The sequence below is a fragment of the Bacillus sp. AY3-1 genome, from assembly GCF_008368785.1.
In the GTDB taxonomy this organism is placed as follows: domain Bacteria; phylum Bacillota; class Bacilli; order Bacillales; family Bacillaceae_G; genus Bacillus_A; species Bacillus_A wiedmannii.
This window is the reverse complement of the sequence record NZ_QORZ01000016.1, coordinates 749,730-766,457: the sequence shown is the minus strand read 5'-3', so window position 1 is coordinate 766,457 and position 16,728 is coordinate 749,730. Positions and strand designations below refer to the sequence as shown.

Below are 16,728 nucleotides of genomic sequence, written 5' to 3'. Positions count from 1 at the left end.
ATAAACGAGGGTGGTTTTTGTAATGAAAACAAAAGATCAAATAGACAGCATTGTAAAAGAAATGCATCAGCATATAGATTTCTCTGGGGTAATTTTAGTAAAAGAAGAAAAAGGCTTAGTCTATGAAAAGGCGTTTGGTTACGCAAATCGCAATGAATGTATAAATAATACGCTACAAACAAGGTTCGGAATTGCCTCCGGTTGTAAAATATTCACTGCTATCGGTATCTGTCAACTTGTTGAGAAGGGGATAATTACTTTTCAAACAAAGTTAAAAGATTGTTTACGTATAAACTTTCCAAACTTCAATGAAGACATTACAATACCTCACCTTTTGACGCATAGTTCGGGTATTCCAGATTATTTTGATGAAAGTATTATGGATAACTTCGAAGATCTTTGGAAACAAACTCCTATGTATCTATTAAAAAATTTAAAAGACTTCTTACCATTATTCCAAAACAGAAATATGATGTTTGCACCTGGAAGTAAGTTTCATTACAACAATGCAGGTTTTATCATACTTGGATTAATAATCGAAGAACAGACAGGACTTAAATTTACGGAGTATATAGAAAAAAACATATTCAATCCAATTGGTATGAATGATTCTGGCTATTTTTCTTTAGATAGATTACCAAGACACACAGCTCTAGGATATATAAAAGACGAAATTAACCAAAATTGGAGAACAAACGCCTACTCTATACCAATAAAAGGTGGTTCTGATGGTGGTGCTTTTATTACTGCGCCAGACATGCTGAAATTCTGGGAAGCGTTATTTAACTATGAAATCATAAGCCGAGAATATACAAACATGCTTTTAACTCCTCATATTCAAGTAAATAATAATCAGTCTTACGGCTATGGAATATGGATTGAAACAAGAGAAAACAAGATATTCAAATATCATGTAATGGGATATGATCCAGGAGTCAGTTTTCGCTCAGCCGTATATCCAGGCTTAGGAATTACATTAGTTATTCCATCAAATAAAGGAGCAGGACCCGAAAAATTAATGACAGAAATAGAAGGAGCTTTTTAATTATATGGATATAGAAATTAGAGCGTATAGAAAAGAGGATGAAACTGGTTGGGTACGTTGTCGTGTGTTATCTTTTTTAGATACAGCATATTACGATAATGTATTTAGAGAGAAAGAAAAATATGAAAATCCTGCTATTGAATTAGTAGCAGTATATGAAAATCAAATTGTGGGTTTAATAGATATCGAATATGAATTAGAAGAATGTGCAGTTTGTTCAAGAGGAATTGGTCTTGGCGGCATGATTTGGCATATTGCAGTTCATCCGGATTTTCGTAGAATGAAGATTGCTAATCAACTATTAAATGCGGCAGAAAAGTTAGCGAAAGAACTTAACCTAAATCGATTGGAAGCGTGGACTAGGGACAATTTATGGGTTCACGAATGGTATGAAAAGAACGGATTTGTAAACGTAGATTCATATTTACACGTATATTCCGATCATACAGACGAGATAAAAGGTGTAATGAAAAGTAATATAGATCAGTTATATCCAGTTCAAACATTTGCTCATTATACAGGTGAAAATAAAGAAGAGATAAGAAAACAATTTAAACGAGTTCATGATTGTTTTTGTTTTGAAAAGTATTTTAGTTGACTAGAAAACCTTTATTTATAAAATAAAGGTTTTCTAGAATGAAATATAATTCTATACAAGTGAATTTAATAACATTATATTTATATCTAAAGATTTATAAAATATTACTATGAAGGGATGTGTTAACAGTTTGTATATGATCAATGGTAGTGTGTTTATCATAGTAGGAGTTATCTGTTATTTGATTGTACGAAGTATTTTTATTGGAATGAAAAGTAAAAAAGGTGTGAATTGGTGGAAAGAACTAATTAGTTTTCTATTCGTAATATATATTGGTATGGTTGTTGCAATAACTTTATTTCCTATACCAATCGGTTTTCCAACGGGCATCGAGAATATAAGACTTTCAATCAATATTGTCCCCTTTGCTTCAATTATTAAAGATATTGGTAAAATAGGAATTGCTTATGATGGTGATGTTCTATTTATGATTGGTCTCATCGTAAGAAATGTAGGTGGAAATATTTTATTATTAATGCCTTTAGGATTTTTAGCACCAATTATATGGGATAAATTCAAAAAAATTAAAAACACTATTTTATTAGGTTTAGCTATATCAATTAGTATTGAATTATTACAACTAACAGGGTCTTTATTTAGTGGATGGGGACGTATTACTGATATTGATGATGTGATTTTTAACGTTATAGGTTCTATTGTAGGATATTTTATTTATAAAATCACTTTAATGCTAGCTAGTAAATTTAATATTCAAGTATTAAATAAGACTAATTCTAAAAGTGTAGAATCTATTGATAACTAACAGTTCATACGTGTTAATAGATATGTTTATTTTTATTAATAATGCTTACGATTATTACATTATGTACCGTAATAAATAGACGAGAGTATAACCCAAAAATATAAAATGAATTAACAAAAAAATTGTAAATACATTCATCCTTTGTTTATCAATGCTGTGAACGGTAATACTAAATAACATTGAACTTTTACAACAAGGGATGATAATATGATATTCATTTATACAGATTTTGGCGGAACACATTCAACTTCACTTGCTGCAGCTTATCATTTAAATAAATTACCAACTGATCGTAAGTTAACGAAAGAAGAAATTTTGAATGTAGATTACTTTAATAAATTAAAAACAGAAGATATGGGCAAAATCATTTTTCATGGAATAGACGAAAATGGTAATCCGGTTTATACAATTGGATGTGGTGCATCAAAAATCGTTGTACCTGCGATGAAACATTTAGGAGAGATTTTGCAAAAACATTATCAAAGTCATGAAAAGATTGTTTTTTCTAATACATCACCAACTGTTCCTTTACCAATGACTTTCGGTGGTCTGTTTTCTAGAAGGTTCCACATCGACTTTATCGGTGTACCACTACTCGTATGGGGAGCAAAACTTAGCTGTGATAACATACAAAGACTTGTTAGTTATACGAAGGAAGCTGGCCGATTGACGAATGATTATGTTGTAATTTTAGATAATGAAACTTTTAAATAATGAATGAAAAGAAGAAAATTGGGCAAATACCTCGATTTTCTTCTTTTTTTCGTGAAAATGACAAAAAATATTCACATTTACTATTCATCTACTATAGCCAAAACAATAAAGTCCTGTTACTATTACAGGGATATTCTCTTTTCGTAACATAAATATATAGAAAAGTTAGAAAAGAGGAATTGAATTAAGGGAGGAACAACATGAAGCGTGTTGCTTGGATTACTGATAGTACAACTGCGAGTTTTACAACAGAAGGAGATAACTTTGTTATCCCAATTGAAATTATTATTGATGGTGTGTCGTACAAAGATTGTGAAGATGGTGTGCGTGAGCGCGTCTATAATGCGTTAAACGAAGGTAAAACTGTCACTACATCACAACCTAACATAGGGGAAATGGTAGAGTTATTTTCGAAATGCAAAGAAGAATATGAAGAGGGATTTGCAGTTGCTATTAGCGGAAAAGTAAGTGGAACTTATCAAAACATGAAGTTAGCTGCAGACATGGCAGGTTTCCCATTAACGGTATTGGATAGTGAAACAACAAGTTATCCAATGGATGAACTAATTAGAAAAGCGAAATCGTTATACAATGATGGTATGACGTTACAAGATATACACAAAACATTAGTAGATGAAAAAAGAAGACCTTTCCACGTATTCCCGAAAAGTTTAAAAGGCCTTTACGCAAGTGGACGTGTAAAGGGAGTTCAATTTTTACTTGGAAGTTTATTAAGTGTCAACTTAATATTAGAAGTAAAAGGTGGAGAGCTTTTACTTGAAAAGAAAGTTCGCAAAATCCAAAAATGTCGAGAATACATTAAAAATGAACTCGAAAAAGAATTACCAAAAGTACTTCATATGTTCCATGCTAACGATAAAGATGGAGCTGAGGAATGGATTTCAGATATTAGAAAAGCATTCCCTGAAATGGACTTTAAACTATATCCATTACCAATTTCATTTGCGGTTCATGCAGGTGAAGGTACAATAGCAATTAGTTATTAGTTATTAGTTATTAGTTATTAGTTATTAAGAGGAAAACCCGTGAATGATTCACGGGTTTTTTATTTAATTGAATTGAAATTGGAGGCATATCATGTCGCCATCAAACAAAAAGGCTCATTTTATCGTTTTAAGGAGCAACCAATCCCTCAACTTGATTTGAAATTAAAAATATAAACCTTTGCCTACTGGCTGAACAGTTTCTAGAACAGTATCGACCATTTCTTCATTGATTAGGGTTCTTATAATCCAGGCTGAGAGATCTTGAGCAGCAAAACAGCCTGCAGCAGTCGAGATATTTCCTTCGTTTACGAAACTTTGTTCAATAACGTCTACATCAAATTCTTTAAGCTGTTCTACTACGGACGGATATGTAGTGGCTTTCTTACCTGTTAGTAATTTTTTAGCTCCTAGTAGTAATGAACCAGAACACATAGATCCTATTAATTGTCTTTGAGGATCTACATGAATGCTATTCAGATACTCTTGATTTTTATATAAATTTTGTACACCCTTACCACTTGCAAATATTACAGCGTCAGCAGACGGAATATCAGATATGCTTCCTGTCATGGGAATACGTAAGCCAGACATGGATATATGAGTTTTTCCCGTTCCTAATAGTTGAACGTCCCAATCAGAAATACCGCCAACTAAACGTACACGATTTAATAAATCCCATGGTAGAAAAACATCTATATCAGTAAAGTTATCAAAACAGACTATTGCAATTTTCATTTTCTAATCCCTCATTCCGTATGTATGTCCCCTAATTTAGAATATAAACTGCTCCTTTTTATGTTCTATATTAAGTTGTAAATTCCTGTATATTCTATGCGATGGAAATTTAATTAAATAAAAGGATTATACACCTATAAAATATGTGGAATTCAAATATCCCATACATAACGTAAATAATGTTGTTTCGAAAGTTTAAAGGGTTTTTAAATATAAAAATAGAAATCTATATAAAAAAATATATAAATGGTAGTGATGCTATGAAAATAGGTAAATTTGGAGAATTAAATAACATAAGTATTGATACAATTAGACATTATATGGACCTGGGTCTCATTATTCCTGAAAAAAGGGGAGGGCATTATTTTTTTGATGAGTATTGTCAAATAGATTTAGAACTTATATTACATTACAAAGATCTAGGATTTAGCTTGAATGAAATTAAAGAACTATTTTTTTATAAAAATTTAGCGAAATCTATGAATTACGAAAATGATACTTTTTACCAATCTTTATTTAAATTGAAATATGACAAGATGGAACAGGAAATAGAGCTTTTGGGGAAGAGGCGGGATAAATTAAAGGAAGTGTTACAAGATTTATTATTAACAAATGAAACTTCAAATTCAATTATAGGGATAGATTTAAGCGTACTTCATTTACTTACATGTTCTAAGTGTAGCGAAAAACTAATTCTTCAAAATGGAATTATTACTAACAATCAAATTACTGAGGGGAAGCTAATTTGTAATTGTGGTGAAGAATATATTATTACTTCAGGAATTATAACTGCGGGTAAATTATTTAAAGTAAATGAGCAAACGTCACTTGAAGATACTATTTCGGATTATATTCATGAAACTGATAATGCGTATTTGGAAAATATGCATAGGGAAGGGGAATGGGCGAAAAAGAAACTAGTACATTTAAATTTAAATAACAAATTAATACTGGATTTAGGATCGGGACTTGGATTCTTTTTGAGAAACATTTATGAAGAACTGCCCGAAAATTGCCTATACATTGCAGTGGATCGAGATTTAAATAAACTTTTATTTTTAAAAGATGTATTAGCGAGAAGAAATCCGAAAAGAAACATTCTCTTTATCTGTGCTGATTTTTTGAATATCCCTATTCAGAATCAGTCAGTTGATGTAGTAATTGATCATTCTGGTACGAGCAATTATAGTTTTGAGCATGAGGATTTTTTACTTCACGAATTAAATCCACTTTTTAAAACGGATTGTTATTTAGTAAGTTTATTTATTTTATTTAAAAATTTTAGCTCAAATAGCCAAATTACAAATAACTTTCGAGAAAATTTTACACTTTCAAAAGTAACGAAAGAAATCCAAAATCTACACTTTCAATCCATCGATGAAAGTACTTCAAATTATTTGAAACGAGGAGGAAAGTACGAGGATTTCTTTGTTCAAGGAGAAGAAATTTATACATATTCATTTTTCGGAAAAAGATGGGGTTAACCCCATCTTTTATTTATTTTCCCTGAAAACTTTTCAAATAGTACATATTGTTATTGGGTTGACCCAAGAACTTACAATGTACGTAACACAAAATTAGGCAGGGGGAAAAGTGATGGGAAGTTTACGATTACATATAGAAAATAAAAAAAGAAACCAAGAACTAAGAAATATTTGTTTATATTCAATTGCAAAAACAGTATCAATATTCGGTAGCTCTATGTATAGTTTCGCGCTAGGATTATATGTTTTACAAATAACTGGATCTGCGTTAAATTTCGCGATTACGCTCATATTAGGAACGATTCCAATAATTGTTTTGAATCCCTTTGCTGGTGTAATTGCTGATAAGGTTGATAAAAAGAAACTAGTTATTTGTATGGATTTACTAAGTGGATGCTTATTAATAGCTGTTTATATATTAAGCAGCTATTATGGATTAAACTTATTCATCATTTATACTACAACCTTTCTTATGACAGTGTTTACAACCTTTTTTGGAATAGGATTAGAGGCTGCAAAACCAAATATCGTCTCTAAAGAGAAGCTTATGAGTATTAATTCTATAAGTAAAATTATCGATTCTGTATCTGTAATTCTCGGCCCTATGTTAGGTGGCATCGTTTTTTCAGTATTTAATATTAAGACTTTTATAATTATAAACGGTATTTCTTTTATTCTTTCAGGGATAGCATTACTATTTATTCATTTTAGACTGTTCGAGTACAACATAAATGAGGGAAATTCAAAAAGAGGAGTTAATTTTATTAAAGATATAAAAGAGGGGTTTTCTTACTTACTTAAAAAGGAAAGCTTAAAGAATACGTTTCATATTTTAATTTCGTTTAATTTCTTCTTAGGCTTTGCTGTAACTGTTCCATTGCCATACATTATTAACACAGTACTCAATCTTGGTTCTAAGCAATTTGGTATCATTCAAGGGACTTTTCCAGTAGGGATGATAATTGGTGCAATTGTAGTAAAAAAGATAACTGATCGTTTTTCTTACTCTTATCTTTTGAAAAAACTAAGTTCTATGTTATCAGTTTGTATGATTATTTTAGGAATTCCAGTTTTATTCAAAAGTTTTGAAGTGAATGATTTAGTATTCGTTATTACGTATTGTGTTGTTATGATCTTTTTAGGATTTATTATAGCGTTAATTGATATTCCTTTAATTTATTTCATGCAAAATGAGATTCCCGATGAATACAGGGGAAGGGTTCTCAGCATTGGATTAAGTATAGGTAAAATGATGCTCCCTATAGCAATGGCACTATCCGGTCTATTATTAAATTATATCCCAGCGTACACCATTCCAATTGTAGGGGGATTCTTATATTTCATAGTAATTAAAGTTTCATCAAATCGTTTCATATTAGAGGTTCATTCGAAAGATTATAGTGCTTAGTAGATTCTTAGATTATTTATAGAATGGATACTGCTACCTCTTTCAAGCTAAGAAAAGCAAATACTATAAAACGAAATTTATTGTTTGTTAATTCCTATAGGCCTATTCTTTGTATTTGTTTTTGACTATATTCCGCAATCTGATGATTACTTACAGAATAAGTACGGTGAACAATTTACAGTGTATAAACAGAAAACAAAAAAACTAATACCGTTTATTTGGTAAATCAGTTTCATAAATTATAAAAAGCGCAGGATCATCATCCTGCGCTTTTCTATCGTAATTCAGCTGTTTTTCTAATAACAATCTTATCAATATCATCTTCTTCATCACCATTAAATAACCCGCGTTCTTTTAAATACGCCTCAAAATATAAATCTGCTTCTGCACGTTCATCATATGGTTTTACAGATAGAACGAAACCTAATTTGTTTTGTTCCTCTAAATGAGAAGTGGAGATGTAGGCCGGTACATTGTGGCGTAAAAAGAGTTCTTTAACCGGAATAATCATATCTTTCATTAATTTCGTTAACATACCCATTTCAAACTCGAAATTAAAGCGATCTATGCTACATAAATCAGCGAATACTACACCGATAAAACCTGTATTAAATACTTCTTGATATTCTACATCTTCGTCATTACCGTAAAAATTCTTTTCGATTAAATAATTTATAAAGTAAGCAACACCGTCACTTTGTTCAAATGGTTTCGTTGAAAGAACAAAGCCGATTTTCTTTTGTTTATGTAAATACACACATGACATGTATGCTGAAATGTTATGTTCTTTAAATAGAGAACTTGTTGCCCCAGAGAGGCCATCAAGTACGTGATGAACAATTTGAAGTTTTTTACGAGCGAAATAATAGGATTTCTTTTGTAACTCCAATGTATCAATAAAGACAGAGCCGATAAAGCCTGTATTTGAAATGATAGGTGTTTGCTTTTTTCTTCCTCTGCGCTTTGCTTGAGCCATTGTAAAAATCATCCCTTCATGTACAATTAAAATAAAAAGAACGTTTGTTCGTATATTTATATTTTACTATTAAAACGCTCTAAAGTAAAGGGTTTTTGACGAAAAAAACAACAAAAAAGACACCTGTAAAAGGTGCCTTAAACGCTGTAGGGAAGAGGGTTCATCCCAACTATTTATATTATGATACAGAAACGATCTCTTCTGCATCTTCTACATCTAAATGACAGTCCATAGTACGAACATCTTGATCTTCATGACTTCCGAAATAAATAGTAATTTTCATATGTATCGCTCCTTTATTCTAGGAATACCTAAAATAATTACTAGTAATGTTACTATTTATTATATACCACTTTTTTCATTCCGACAACGTTATATCATTTTTAATTCTTTTAGGGCAAAAAGAGTAATGTATAGAGATATTTTTATAGAAATAGATACATTTCTTATGTGTTATATTTAATACTGAAGAATTCGAAAACGAATTTTTATGAAAGGAGCAAAATGAATGAATTATAAACAGTTACTAATAGATAACTTCACATATAAAACCTCATATATTGCGCGGCAGTTACATGGAATGAATGTAAAAGAAACGAAGGATTACATTGCTGTCGACTGTGGTTTACCGGCAGATACATTTAATATCATTACTATACTAAACAATAATTTAACGGAAGGTATTGAGAAACTATATAAAGTGGTAAACAACTATAATCAAAAGAAATTTCCAATGAGTGTTTGGTTTTGGGATGATAGGCATGAGCAGACTATAAAAAGCGAATTAATAAAACTTGGCTTAAAAGAAGCAGAACAAAATATCGCGATGATAGCAGACTTAAAAACAATTCATCCAACAATAAACATGCCAGAAGGTTTTACGATACAAAAAGCATCTTCGTCAGGACAAATTAAAAATTTGGGGGAAACGTTAGCTAATCTATTTGGTACTTCAGAGGAAGGTACACATGTACAAGCATTCTACAATGAAACTGCTTCTTTCGATTTATGGAATAGTGAGAATATGAAACTATATTTAGGGATTTTTAAAAATGAAGTCGTATCTGTTGGTTCATTAGTATGTACAAAAGATAGTATTGGTATTTATGATATAGCAACGAAAGAAGAAATGAGAGGGCAAGGATTTGGCTCTACTATGTTTAATTACTTGCTACAAGAAGCAAAGGAATTAAATGTTTCTCAATGCGTATTACAAGCGTCACCTGATGGGATTAATATTTATAAAAAGGCTGGTTTTCAATCTGTTGGACAAATGACTGTATTTGAAAATAGACGTTTAATTGAATAAATTATTCAATCTAAATTGCTTTCATGTAGGAGTTAATACATCATTATGAAAAAAATATATATCGTTACAATCATTTTCACCTTTATAGTAATAGTCACTTTTGCTTTTCATAAAGTAAATGAACTTAAGTACACAAAAGCTATTAATCAATCAAATCATATAAAAAACATTGCACATAGAGGAGCTTCTGCGTATGCGCCGGAACATACAATACAAGCTTATAAACTAGGACAACAATTAAAAGGAGATTATATAGAAATTGATCTTCAAATGACAAAAGATGGACATTTAGTAGCTATGCATGATGAAACAGTAAACCGCACTACAAATGGTAAGGGGCTAGTTAAGGAACATACATTAGAAGAAATAAAGCAACTAAATGTAGGTTCTTTTTTCAATGAAAAGCATCCAGCTTTAGCAAAGAAAGAATTTGAGGATGCTACAGTTCCAACACTAGAGGAAATTATTGAAACGTTCAGGAATAGTACTAATTATTACATTGAAACAAAATCGCCAGATGAATATCCCGGTATGGAAGAAAAGTTATTAGAAATTATAAAGCACTACGAAATAAGTGATAAAGTTATTATTCAATCATTTAGTAAAGTAAGTTTGCAAAAAATTCATAGTTTAGATGTTCATATACCTCTAGTACAATTACTACCTTACAAAAAGGCAGTTCAATTAACTGAATTAGAGATAAAAAAGTATAAAACATACTGTATCGGTATTGGGATGAACTATAAATATATTGATTCAGCTTATGTAAAGAGAATAAAGAAACACGGATTAGAAGTTCATCCATTTACTGTAGATAATGAAAAAGATATGAAAAAGTTACTTCTATGGGGAGTTGACGGGATGTTTACGAATTACCCGGATCGTTTACATTCGTTATTACAATCTTGAATTATAATGGTGTAATTATCACTGAATCAATACAACAAGTACCCACAAGTATACAAAGATAGTTTGTGGTCCAAATGGTAACATCATTGAATACATAGAGCCGATATTGAAATGAAATCCGAAAAAGAATCCAATATTTTTATTGGATTCTTTTTATTTAGCTCCAAGTGACGAACTTAAAGCAATATGAATTTGAATTTGTTAATAAAATATTACATTGAGTATGATTTTTTGTAATTACCATTAGAAAGTAACGAAATTGTAATGAATTTTAACTACGCTTTTTATATTTTTTTGATACACTGACTACGAGAGGAATACCGATTAATGTAGGTAAAAACCAAAACCATATAGGCGGTAATAAATTAATTATGGGAATATGAATACCGACGTTTACTAAAAGTGCGGTAACGGCACCAATATAAGAACCTAACATACCTCTAATATGGTGATGGAGCCAATTTTTCCAACGTTTTTTTCGTGCGAGGTATCCATATATCGCAAATGAATAAGAGAAAATTGCTACATAAAATAAATATGCGATTTTATCCCAGCTTATAATGGATAATATAATTGCAGTAAGGGTGATGACAACATAGGATGCATGATATATTTCACCCCATTCCGTATGTTTTCCTTTCTTCTTTTGAGCAACCATCGCTACAATACCGGTGATTAAGCATATTGTTCCAAATAATATGTGGATGGTTAAAAGAATGTGAAAAATGCTCATAATAATTCCTCCTTTTTTATTTTTATAGTATTGCAGTATAGGAGGAAAGTTGAAACGCATTGTTTATTCACCTTAATATTTTGAAATAAATGTACTCCTAGCACAAATATAAACAGACAAATTTTTCTTGAACTTAGCGGAGACACGTATTACGTGAAAAGAAGGAGAGACTTCCATGTTTACATCTATTACATATTTACAATCTGGGAATGAGAAGCAACAAAAAGTGTATGATGTTTTGAATAAACTTAACATTATGGAGGATTTAATTTTGTATAGTCCGGTTCTTTGCGGGACAATTCCTATTAGAATTGATACGCTTCAATCTGACTTAGATATAGTAATGGAAGTACATAACTTTGATGTTTTTGAACAGGAAATGAGATCTTTATACGGTTCTTATAAAGGATTCAAAATAAAAAAGAAAAAAATTAAAACTACAGAATCGATAAAGGTAAATTTTGAATTTGAAGGTTTTAAATTTGAATTATTTGCTCAGCCTAAGCCAGTACGTAACCAAAATGCATATAGACATATGATAGTAGAGCACATGCTATTAATACAGCATCCCCATATAAGGGAGGAAATTCTTCGCTTAAAAGAGAACGGTTTAAAAACAGAACCTGCTTTTGCTCAAGTATTAAATATTGACGGAGATCCTTATGACGAACTTATTTTATTGGGACAGGAAATGAGATTGTGGTAAATACGATACACAAAAACTCCTCTATAGTTAAAAGAGGAGTTTTTGTTATGCCATGAGCTTACGGATTAATTCACTCAACAATTTAATTCCGCTAGTTATTTGCTCTGGAGAAACATATCCATATGATAAACGAATGTACCGATCTGATTCTTCTTCATATATACGTCCTGGGTTTAAAAGAATTCCTTTTGATAGCGCCTCTGAAAATAATTTCTTCATCGGAATGTTAGGTACAATCTTTAGCCATATAAATAATCCACCACTAGGAATATCCCACGATGCAACATCTGCGCAGTATTTATTTAAAGCCCGTATCATGAATTGTCTTCGTTCTTTTAATTGAATTCTTACGTTTGCAACATGTTCTTCATAAAAACCTTTATTTATCCATTCAGCAGCAACTCTTTGAGATAAAGAGCTCGATCCATAGTCTGTTTGCATTTTTATATCTGACAATCTATCAATAACTGGTTCGGGTCCAATGATCCATCCAATTCTAAGTCCTGGGCTAAGTGTTTTAGAAAGACTACCAACATATAATACATGTCCGTGTTTATCTATCGACTTTAAAGGAGCTGGAGGTGGTTCATCAATCCATAACTCTCGGTAAATATCATCTTCAATTATAGGTAACTGTTCCTTTTCACATATTTTTAATATTTCTTTTCTTCGTTCTTGAGACATTAATATCCCTGTTGGATTTTGAAAACAAGGGATAGAATATAAAATGTTTTTCTTTTGATTATATTTAATTCGTTAGGTAAAATACCGTGATGATCCATACATATACCAGATAGATTTATATTTGCTGATTGAAATACATGAAGTGAATATAAGTAAGAAGGTTGTTCAAGTAAAACGGTTGATTCTCTATGCAAAAGACCAATTGATATTAATTGGAGTGCTTGTAATGCACCAGAGACGATTAATATAGAACTGGCTGAAGTATGTATTCCGAATGATTTTACGTATTTACTAATTGCTTCACGTAACGGCAAAAAACCTTTTTGTTCTTCGTATCCAAAATAATCTATTTCGTCACTTACGCTTTTCATAATGGACTGCATAGTTTCTAGCGGGAAAAGTTGAGGCGCAAGTTCACCTTTACTAAGATGGATAAGTTTTTTATTTGCTTCTGCTTCATTGATTTCTCTTACCATTAACTTGCTAGGTTTGTGAATACCAGCTTTTACATAGTCACTCCAATCAGGCGGGGGATTCGTCGCTAATAATGACCATGTATTATTTGTTACAATTGTTCCTGCTCCAATTTTCCCTTGAATCAATCCATCTGCCATAAGTTCATCTAGCGCAGTTATTACAGTACTTCGATTTACATGAAATAATTTGGCTAACTGCCGTTGACTAGGAATCTTACTTCCAATAGGCCATTCTCCATTTTCAATTTTTTCTTTCATATAGTCTACTATCTGCCGATACTTAGGCAGTTTTTTATTAGTTGTCATAAAAAAACTCCCTCGTTCACTTTATAAATGCCAAGTGGTTGGTTTTTACGATAAATAACTGGTTGAAGACATTGTAACAACTATTAAATATGATGAAAAGAAATAATTGGTAATTATAAAGTGGTTGGTTTGAAGGGGGAGAAAAAAACATGAATTATAAAAAATGGGACTTTCGGATTATTTGTGCTCATGCTTTTACGATTTTAATATGGGGGACTGCCTTTCCAGCAATTCGTATGGGGCTCGAATCTTATACACCTGAGCACCTTACTTTACTACGTTTATTAATCGCTTCATTTATTCTTCTGTTGTTTTCCTTTATATACAAGTTACGACTGCCAGATTTAAAGGATATCCCAGCAATTTTTATATTTGGTGCTTTAGGATTTACTTTTTATCACATTGCATTAAACTACGGCGAAAAAACAGTAAATGCTGGATCTGCAAGTTTAATTGTTTCAGTCACACCTATAGTAACGGCTATTTTTGCATCTGTTTTTTTGAATGAAAAAATGAAATTAAATGGTTGGATCGGTGGTGTAATTAGTTTTATAGGAATTGCTTTCATATCATTTAGTCAAGGAGATGCTATTCAATTGAATAGTGGAGGATTATTTATTTTATTAGCAGCGATTTCAGAAAGCTTATTTTTCGTTTTCCAAACTTCTTACTTGAAAAAGTATGGCTTCTTGCCATTTACCATATATACAATCTTGTCTAGTACTATATGTATGCTTATTTTTTTACCAGGAGTTTATCAAGAAATACTGGCATCTCCAATTGAAGTGAATTTGAGCGTTATATATTTAGGTTTATTTCCAACAGTACTCCCATATATCGCATTGGCATATATCATATCTCATTCTGGTGCTGCTGAGGCAACAAGTTCTCTATATTTAACTCCAGTAACTGCATGTTTTATTGCTTGGATATGGTTAGGTGAAGTGCCGACTTTTGTTTCGATAATTGGCGGGGGAATTACTATAATTGGAATTGTGATTGTTCATATACCAGTATTAAGAAAAGAAAAACATAGGAATCTAGCAAATAATCAATCAGTATAATGTAATTCAAAAATAATTTTATGATACTTTTTTATATAGTTTCTTTCTTATGTTGATAAATATAATATTTTGTATTTCAGTTAAATATTGTATGTTACATTTTGTGTAGTAAGCATTTTAAAAGGAGATGACAACATAATGAATGGAAAAAGAAAAGTTTTTACATGTATTTCTATTATAGGAATCGGGCTAGCTAGTTTTTCTAATTCTAGTTTTGCAGCAAATGTAACGGACAATTCAGTACAAAATTCTATCCCCGTAATTAATCAACAAGTAGCGACCGCAAAAGAAATGAAACCATTTCCCCAGCAAGTTAATTATGCAGGTGTTATAAAACCTAATCATGTTACACAGGAAAGCTTAAATGCTTCTGTGATAAATTACTACGATAATTGGAAAAAGAAATATTTAAAAAATGATTTATCTTCTTTACCTGGTGGTTATTATGTAAAAGGAGAAATTACCGGTGATGCTGATGGGTTTAAGCCACTTGGAACTTCAGAAGGTCAAGGATATGGGATGATAATTACAGTATTAATGGCTGGTTATGATTCGAATGCCCAAAAAATCTATGATGGTTTATTTAAAACAGCAAGGGCTTTTAAAAGCTCTCAAAATCCTAATTTAATGGGGTGGGTTGTAGCAGATAGTAAAAAAGCACAGGGACATTTTGATTCTGCCACTGATGGAGATTTAGATATTGCGTATTCCCTTCTTCTTGCTCATAAGCAGTGGGGATCAAATGGATCGGTTAATTATTTGAAAGAAGCACAAGACATGATTACAAAAGGTATTAAAGCTAGTAATGTTACAAATAATAACCGACTAAATTTAGGAGATTGGGATTCTAAAAGTTCACTTAATACAAGGCCATCAGATTGGATGATGTCACACCTTAGAGCATTTTATGAATTTACAGGTGATAAAACTTGGCTTACTGTTATTAATAACTTGTACGATGTTTATACACAATTTAGCAATAAATACTCTCCAAATACGGGGCTCATTTCAGATTTTGTTGTGAAAAATCCACCACAACCAGCACCTAAAGATTTCTTAAATGAGTCACAGTATACAAATGCATATTATTACAATGCTAGTCGGGTACCATTAAGGATTGTAATGGACTATGCGATGTATGGAGAGAAAAGAAGTAAAGTTATCTCTGACAAAGTCTCTTCATGGATTCAAAATAAGACGAATGGAAATCCTTCTAAAATAGTGGATGGTTATCAATTAAATGGATCAAATATAGGTAGTTATCCAACTGCTGTATTTGTGTCACCGTTTATTGCTGCAAGTACAACGAAAAGCGATAATCAAAAGTGGGTAAATAGTGGATGGGATTGGATGAAGAATAAGAAAGAAAGCTACTTTAGTGATAGTTATAATTTATTAACTATGCTATTTATTACGGGAAATTGGTGGAAGCCTGTACCTGATGATAAAAAAACACAAAATCTAATAAATGATGAAATGTATGAAGGATACGATAAATAATCGAATTTGAGAATAGTTACCTAGGAAAAGGAATTAGCATATGCTAGTTCCTTTTTTATATCTTGTAAAACACTATCCATTTTAAATTTTGCATAGATATACTTGCTTTTTTCATATAAATAGCTATTGATAAATCTATTTTTTATGAGGGGAGAGTATTTCTTGGAAAAAGTATTAAGAATATATTTCATGGGTGGTGTCTTTTTAGAAGTAGGAAACGTTACCCCATTAGATGAAGAAAAATTTATTCAAGATTTTATTAAAACTATGTTATAAGTCGCTGTCGAAACAGGGAATTATTTTACTACGTT

Annotated in this window: 15 protein-coding genes and 2 pseudogenes; 13 read left to right on the top strand and 4 right to left on the bottom strand. The window is 31.2% G+C overall.

The features are described 5' to 3' along the window. Positions 1 to 22 precede the first annotated feature (22 nt). The 5 genes from DN389_RS15295 to DN389_RS15275 all read left to right on the top strand — a co-directional run bounded on the left by DN389_RS15295 (position 23) and on the right by DN389_RS15275 (position 4,127). Positions 23 to 1,045: a serine hydrolase domain-containing protein gene (locus DN389_RS15295; RefSeq protein ID WP_149237341.1), complete on the top strand. Its 1,023-nt coding sequence runs from the start codon at positions 23 to 25 to the stop codon at positions 1,043 to 1,045. Between the two features lie 4 nt (positions 1,046 to 1,049). Next, positions 1,050 to 1,643, top strand: a complete 594-nt coding sequence (locus DN389_RS15290) for a GNAT family N-acetyltransferase (RefSeq protein WP_098191406.1) — start codon at positions 1,050 to 1,052, stop codon at positions 1,641 to 1,643. 109 nt (positions 1,644 to 1,752) lie between these two features. Continuing rightward, positions 1,753 to 2,406: a VanZ family protein gene (locus DN389_RS15285; protein ID WP_179955897.1), complete on the top strand. Its 654-nt coding sequence runs from the start codon at positions 1,753 to 1,755 to the stop codon at positions 2,404 to 2,406. A 207-nt stretch (positions 2,407 to 2,613) separates the two neighbouring features. Continuing rightward, positions 2,614 to 3,120: a DUF3189 family protein gene (locus tag DN389_RS15280; RefSeq protein WP_000576338.1), complete on the top strand. Its 507-nt coding sequence runs from the start codon at positions 2,614 to 2,616 to the stop codon at positions 3,118 to 3,120. Positions 3,121 to 3,320: 200 nt separating this feature from the next. Beyond that, positions 3,321 to 4,127 (top strand): DegV family protein, encoded by an 807-nt coding sequence (locus tag DN389_RS15275; protein WP_098191408.1) that lies wholly within the window; start codon positions 3,321 to 3,323, stop codon positions 4,125 to 4,127. A gap of 162 nt (positions 4,128 to 4,289) precedes the next feature. On the opposite strand, the gene DN389_RS15270 is transcribed toward DN389_RS15275, so the two are convergent. Further along, on the bottom strand, positions 4,290 to 4,862 hold the full coding sequence (locus DN389_RS15270) for a DJ-1/PfpI family protein (protein WP_000684442.1): 573 nt from the start codon (positions 4,860 to 4,862) through the stop codon (positions 4,290 to 4,292). Positions 4,863 to 5,122: 260 nt separating this feature from the next. Here DN389_RS15270 and DN389_RS15265 point away from each other — a divergent pair, with 260 nt between their 5' ends. The 3 genes and pseudogenes from DN389_RS15265 to DN389_RS29330 form a co-directional block, all read left to right on the top strand. Next, the gene (locus DN389_RS15265; protein WP_149237340.1) at positions 5,123 to 6,346 is read left to right on the top strand and encodes a methyltransferase domain-containing protein; all 1,224 of its coding nucleotides are present in this window, start codon (positions 5,123 to 5,125) and stop codon (positions 6,344 to 6,346) included. A gap of 112 nt (positions 6,347 to 6,458) precedes the next feature. Then, positions 6,459 to 7,754: an MFS transporter gene (locus tag DN389_RS15260; protein ID WP_149237339.1), complete on the top strand. Its 1,296-nt coding sequence runs from the start codon at positions 6,459 to 6,461 to the stop codon at positions 7,752 to 7,754. A gap of 69 nt (positions 7,755 to 7,823) precedes the next feature. Continuing rightward, positions 7,824 to 7,979 (top strand): annotated as a pseudogene (locus DN389_RS29330) (methyltransferase family protein); the annotation flags it as partial. A 49-nt stretch (positions 7,980 to 8,028) separates the two neighbouring features. On the opposite strand, the gene DN389_RS15255 reads toward DN389_RS29330, so the two are convergent. Continuing rightward, the gene (locus tag DN389_RS15255; RefSeq protein ID WP_095205749.1) at positions 8,029 to 8,742 is read right to left on the bottom strand and encodes a hypothetical protein; all 714 of its coding nucleotides are present in this window, start codon (positions 8,740 to 8,742) and stop codon (positions 8,029 to 8,031) included. A 496-nt stretch (positions 8,743 to 9,238) separates the two neighbouring features. Here DN389_RS15255 and DN389_RS15250 point away from each other — a divergent pair, with 496 nt between their 5' ends. Both DN389_RS15250 and DN389_RS15245 read left to right on the top strand, forming a co-directional pair. Next, positions 9,239 to 10,039: a GNAT family N-acetyltransferase gene (locus tag DN389_RS15250; RefSeq protein ID WP_149237338.1), complete on the top strand. Its 801-nt coding sequence runs from the start codon at positions 9,239 to 9,241 to the stop codon at positions 10,037 to 10,039. A 45-nt stretch (positions 10,040 to 10,084) separates the two neighbouring features. Further along, positions 10,085 to 10,948: a glycerophosphodiester phosphodiesterase gene (locus tag DN389_RS15245; RefSeq protein WP_097857594.1), complete on the top strand. Its 864-nt coding sequence runs from the start codon at positions 10,085 to 10,087 to the stop codon at positions 10,946 to 10,948. A 271-nt stretch (positions 10,949 to 11,219) separates the two neighbouring features. On the opposite strand, the gene DN389_RS15240 is transcribed toward DN389_RS15245, so the two are convergent. Continuing rightward, a complete protein-coding gene (locus tag DN389_RS15240; protein ID WP_000021531.1) occupies positions 11,220 to 11,681 on the bottom strand; it encodes a hypothetical protein in 462 nt (153 codons plus the stop codon). A 175-nt stretch (positions 11,682 to 11,856) separates the two neighbouring features. Between DN389_RS15240 and DN389_RS15235 the strand changes: the two genes are divergently transcribed. After that, a complete protein-coding gene (locus DN389_RS15235) occupies positions 11,857 to 12,387 on the top strand; it encodes a DUF4269 domain-containing protein (protein WP_060486812.1) in 531 nt (176 codons plus the stop codon). Positions 12,388 to 12,432: 45 nt separating this feature from the next. On the opposite strand, the pseudogene norG reads toward DN389_RS15235, so the two are convergent. Continuing rightward, a pseudogene (norG, locus tag DN389_RS15230) lies at positions 12,433 to 13,853 on the bottom strand (efflux pump transcription regulator NorG). Positions 13,854 to 14,002: 149 nt separating this feature from the next. On the opposite strand from norG, the gene DN389_RS15225 reads away from it, so the two are divergent. Continuing rightward, positions 14,003 to 14,917, top strand: a complete 915-nt coding sequence (locus DN389_RS15225; protein WP_071742474.1) for a DMT family transporter — start codon at positions 14,003 to 14,005, stop codon at positions 14,915 to 14,917. A gap of 138 nt (positions 14,918 to 15,055) precedes the next feature. Continuing rightward, positions 15,056 to 16,417, top strand: coding sequence for a family 8 glycosyl hydrolase (locus DN389_RS15220; RefSeq protein ID WP_098190853.1), 1,362 nt, complete (start codon positions 15,056 to 15,058; stop codon positions 16,415 to 16,417). Positions 16,418 to 16,728: the final 311 nt, after the last annotated feature.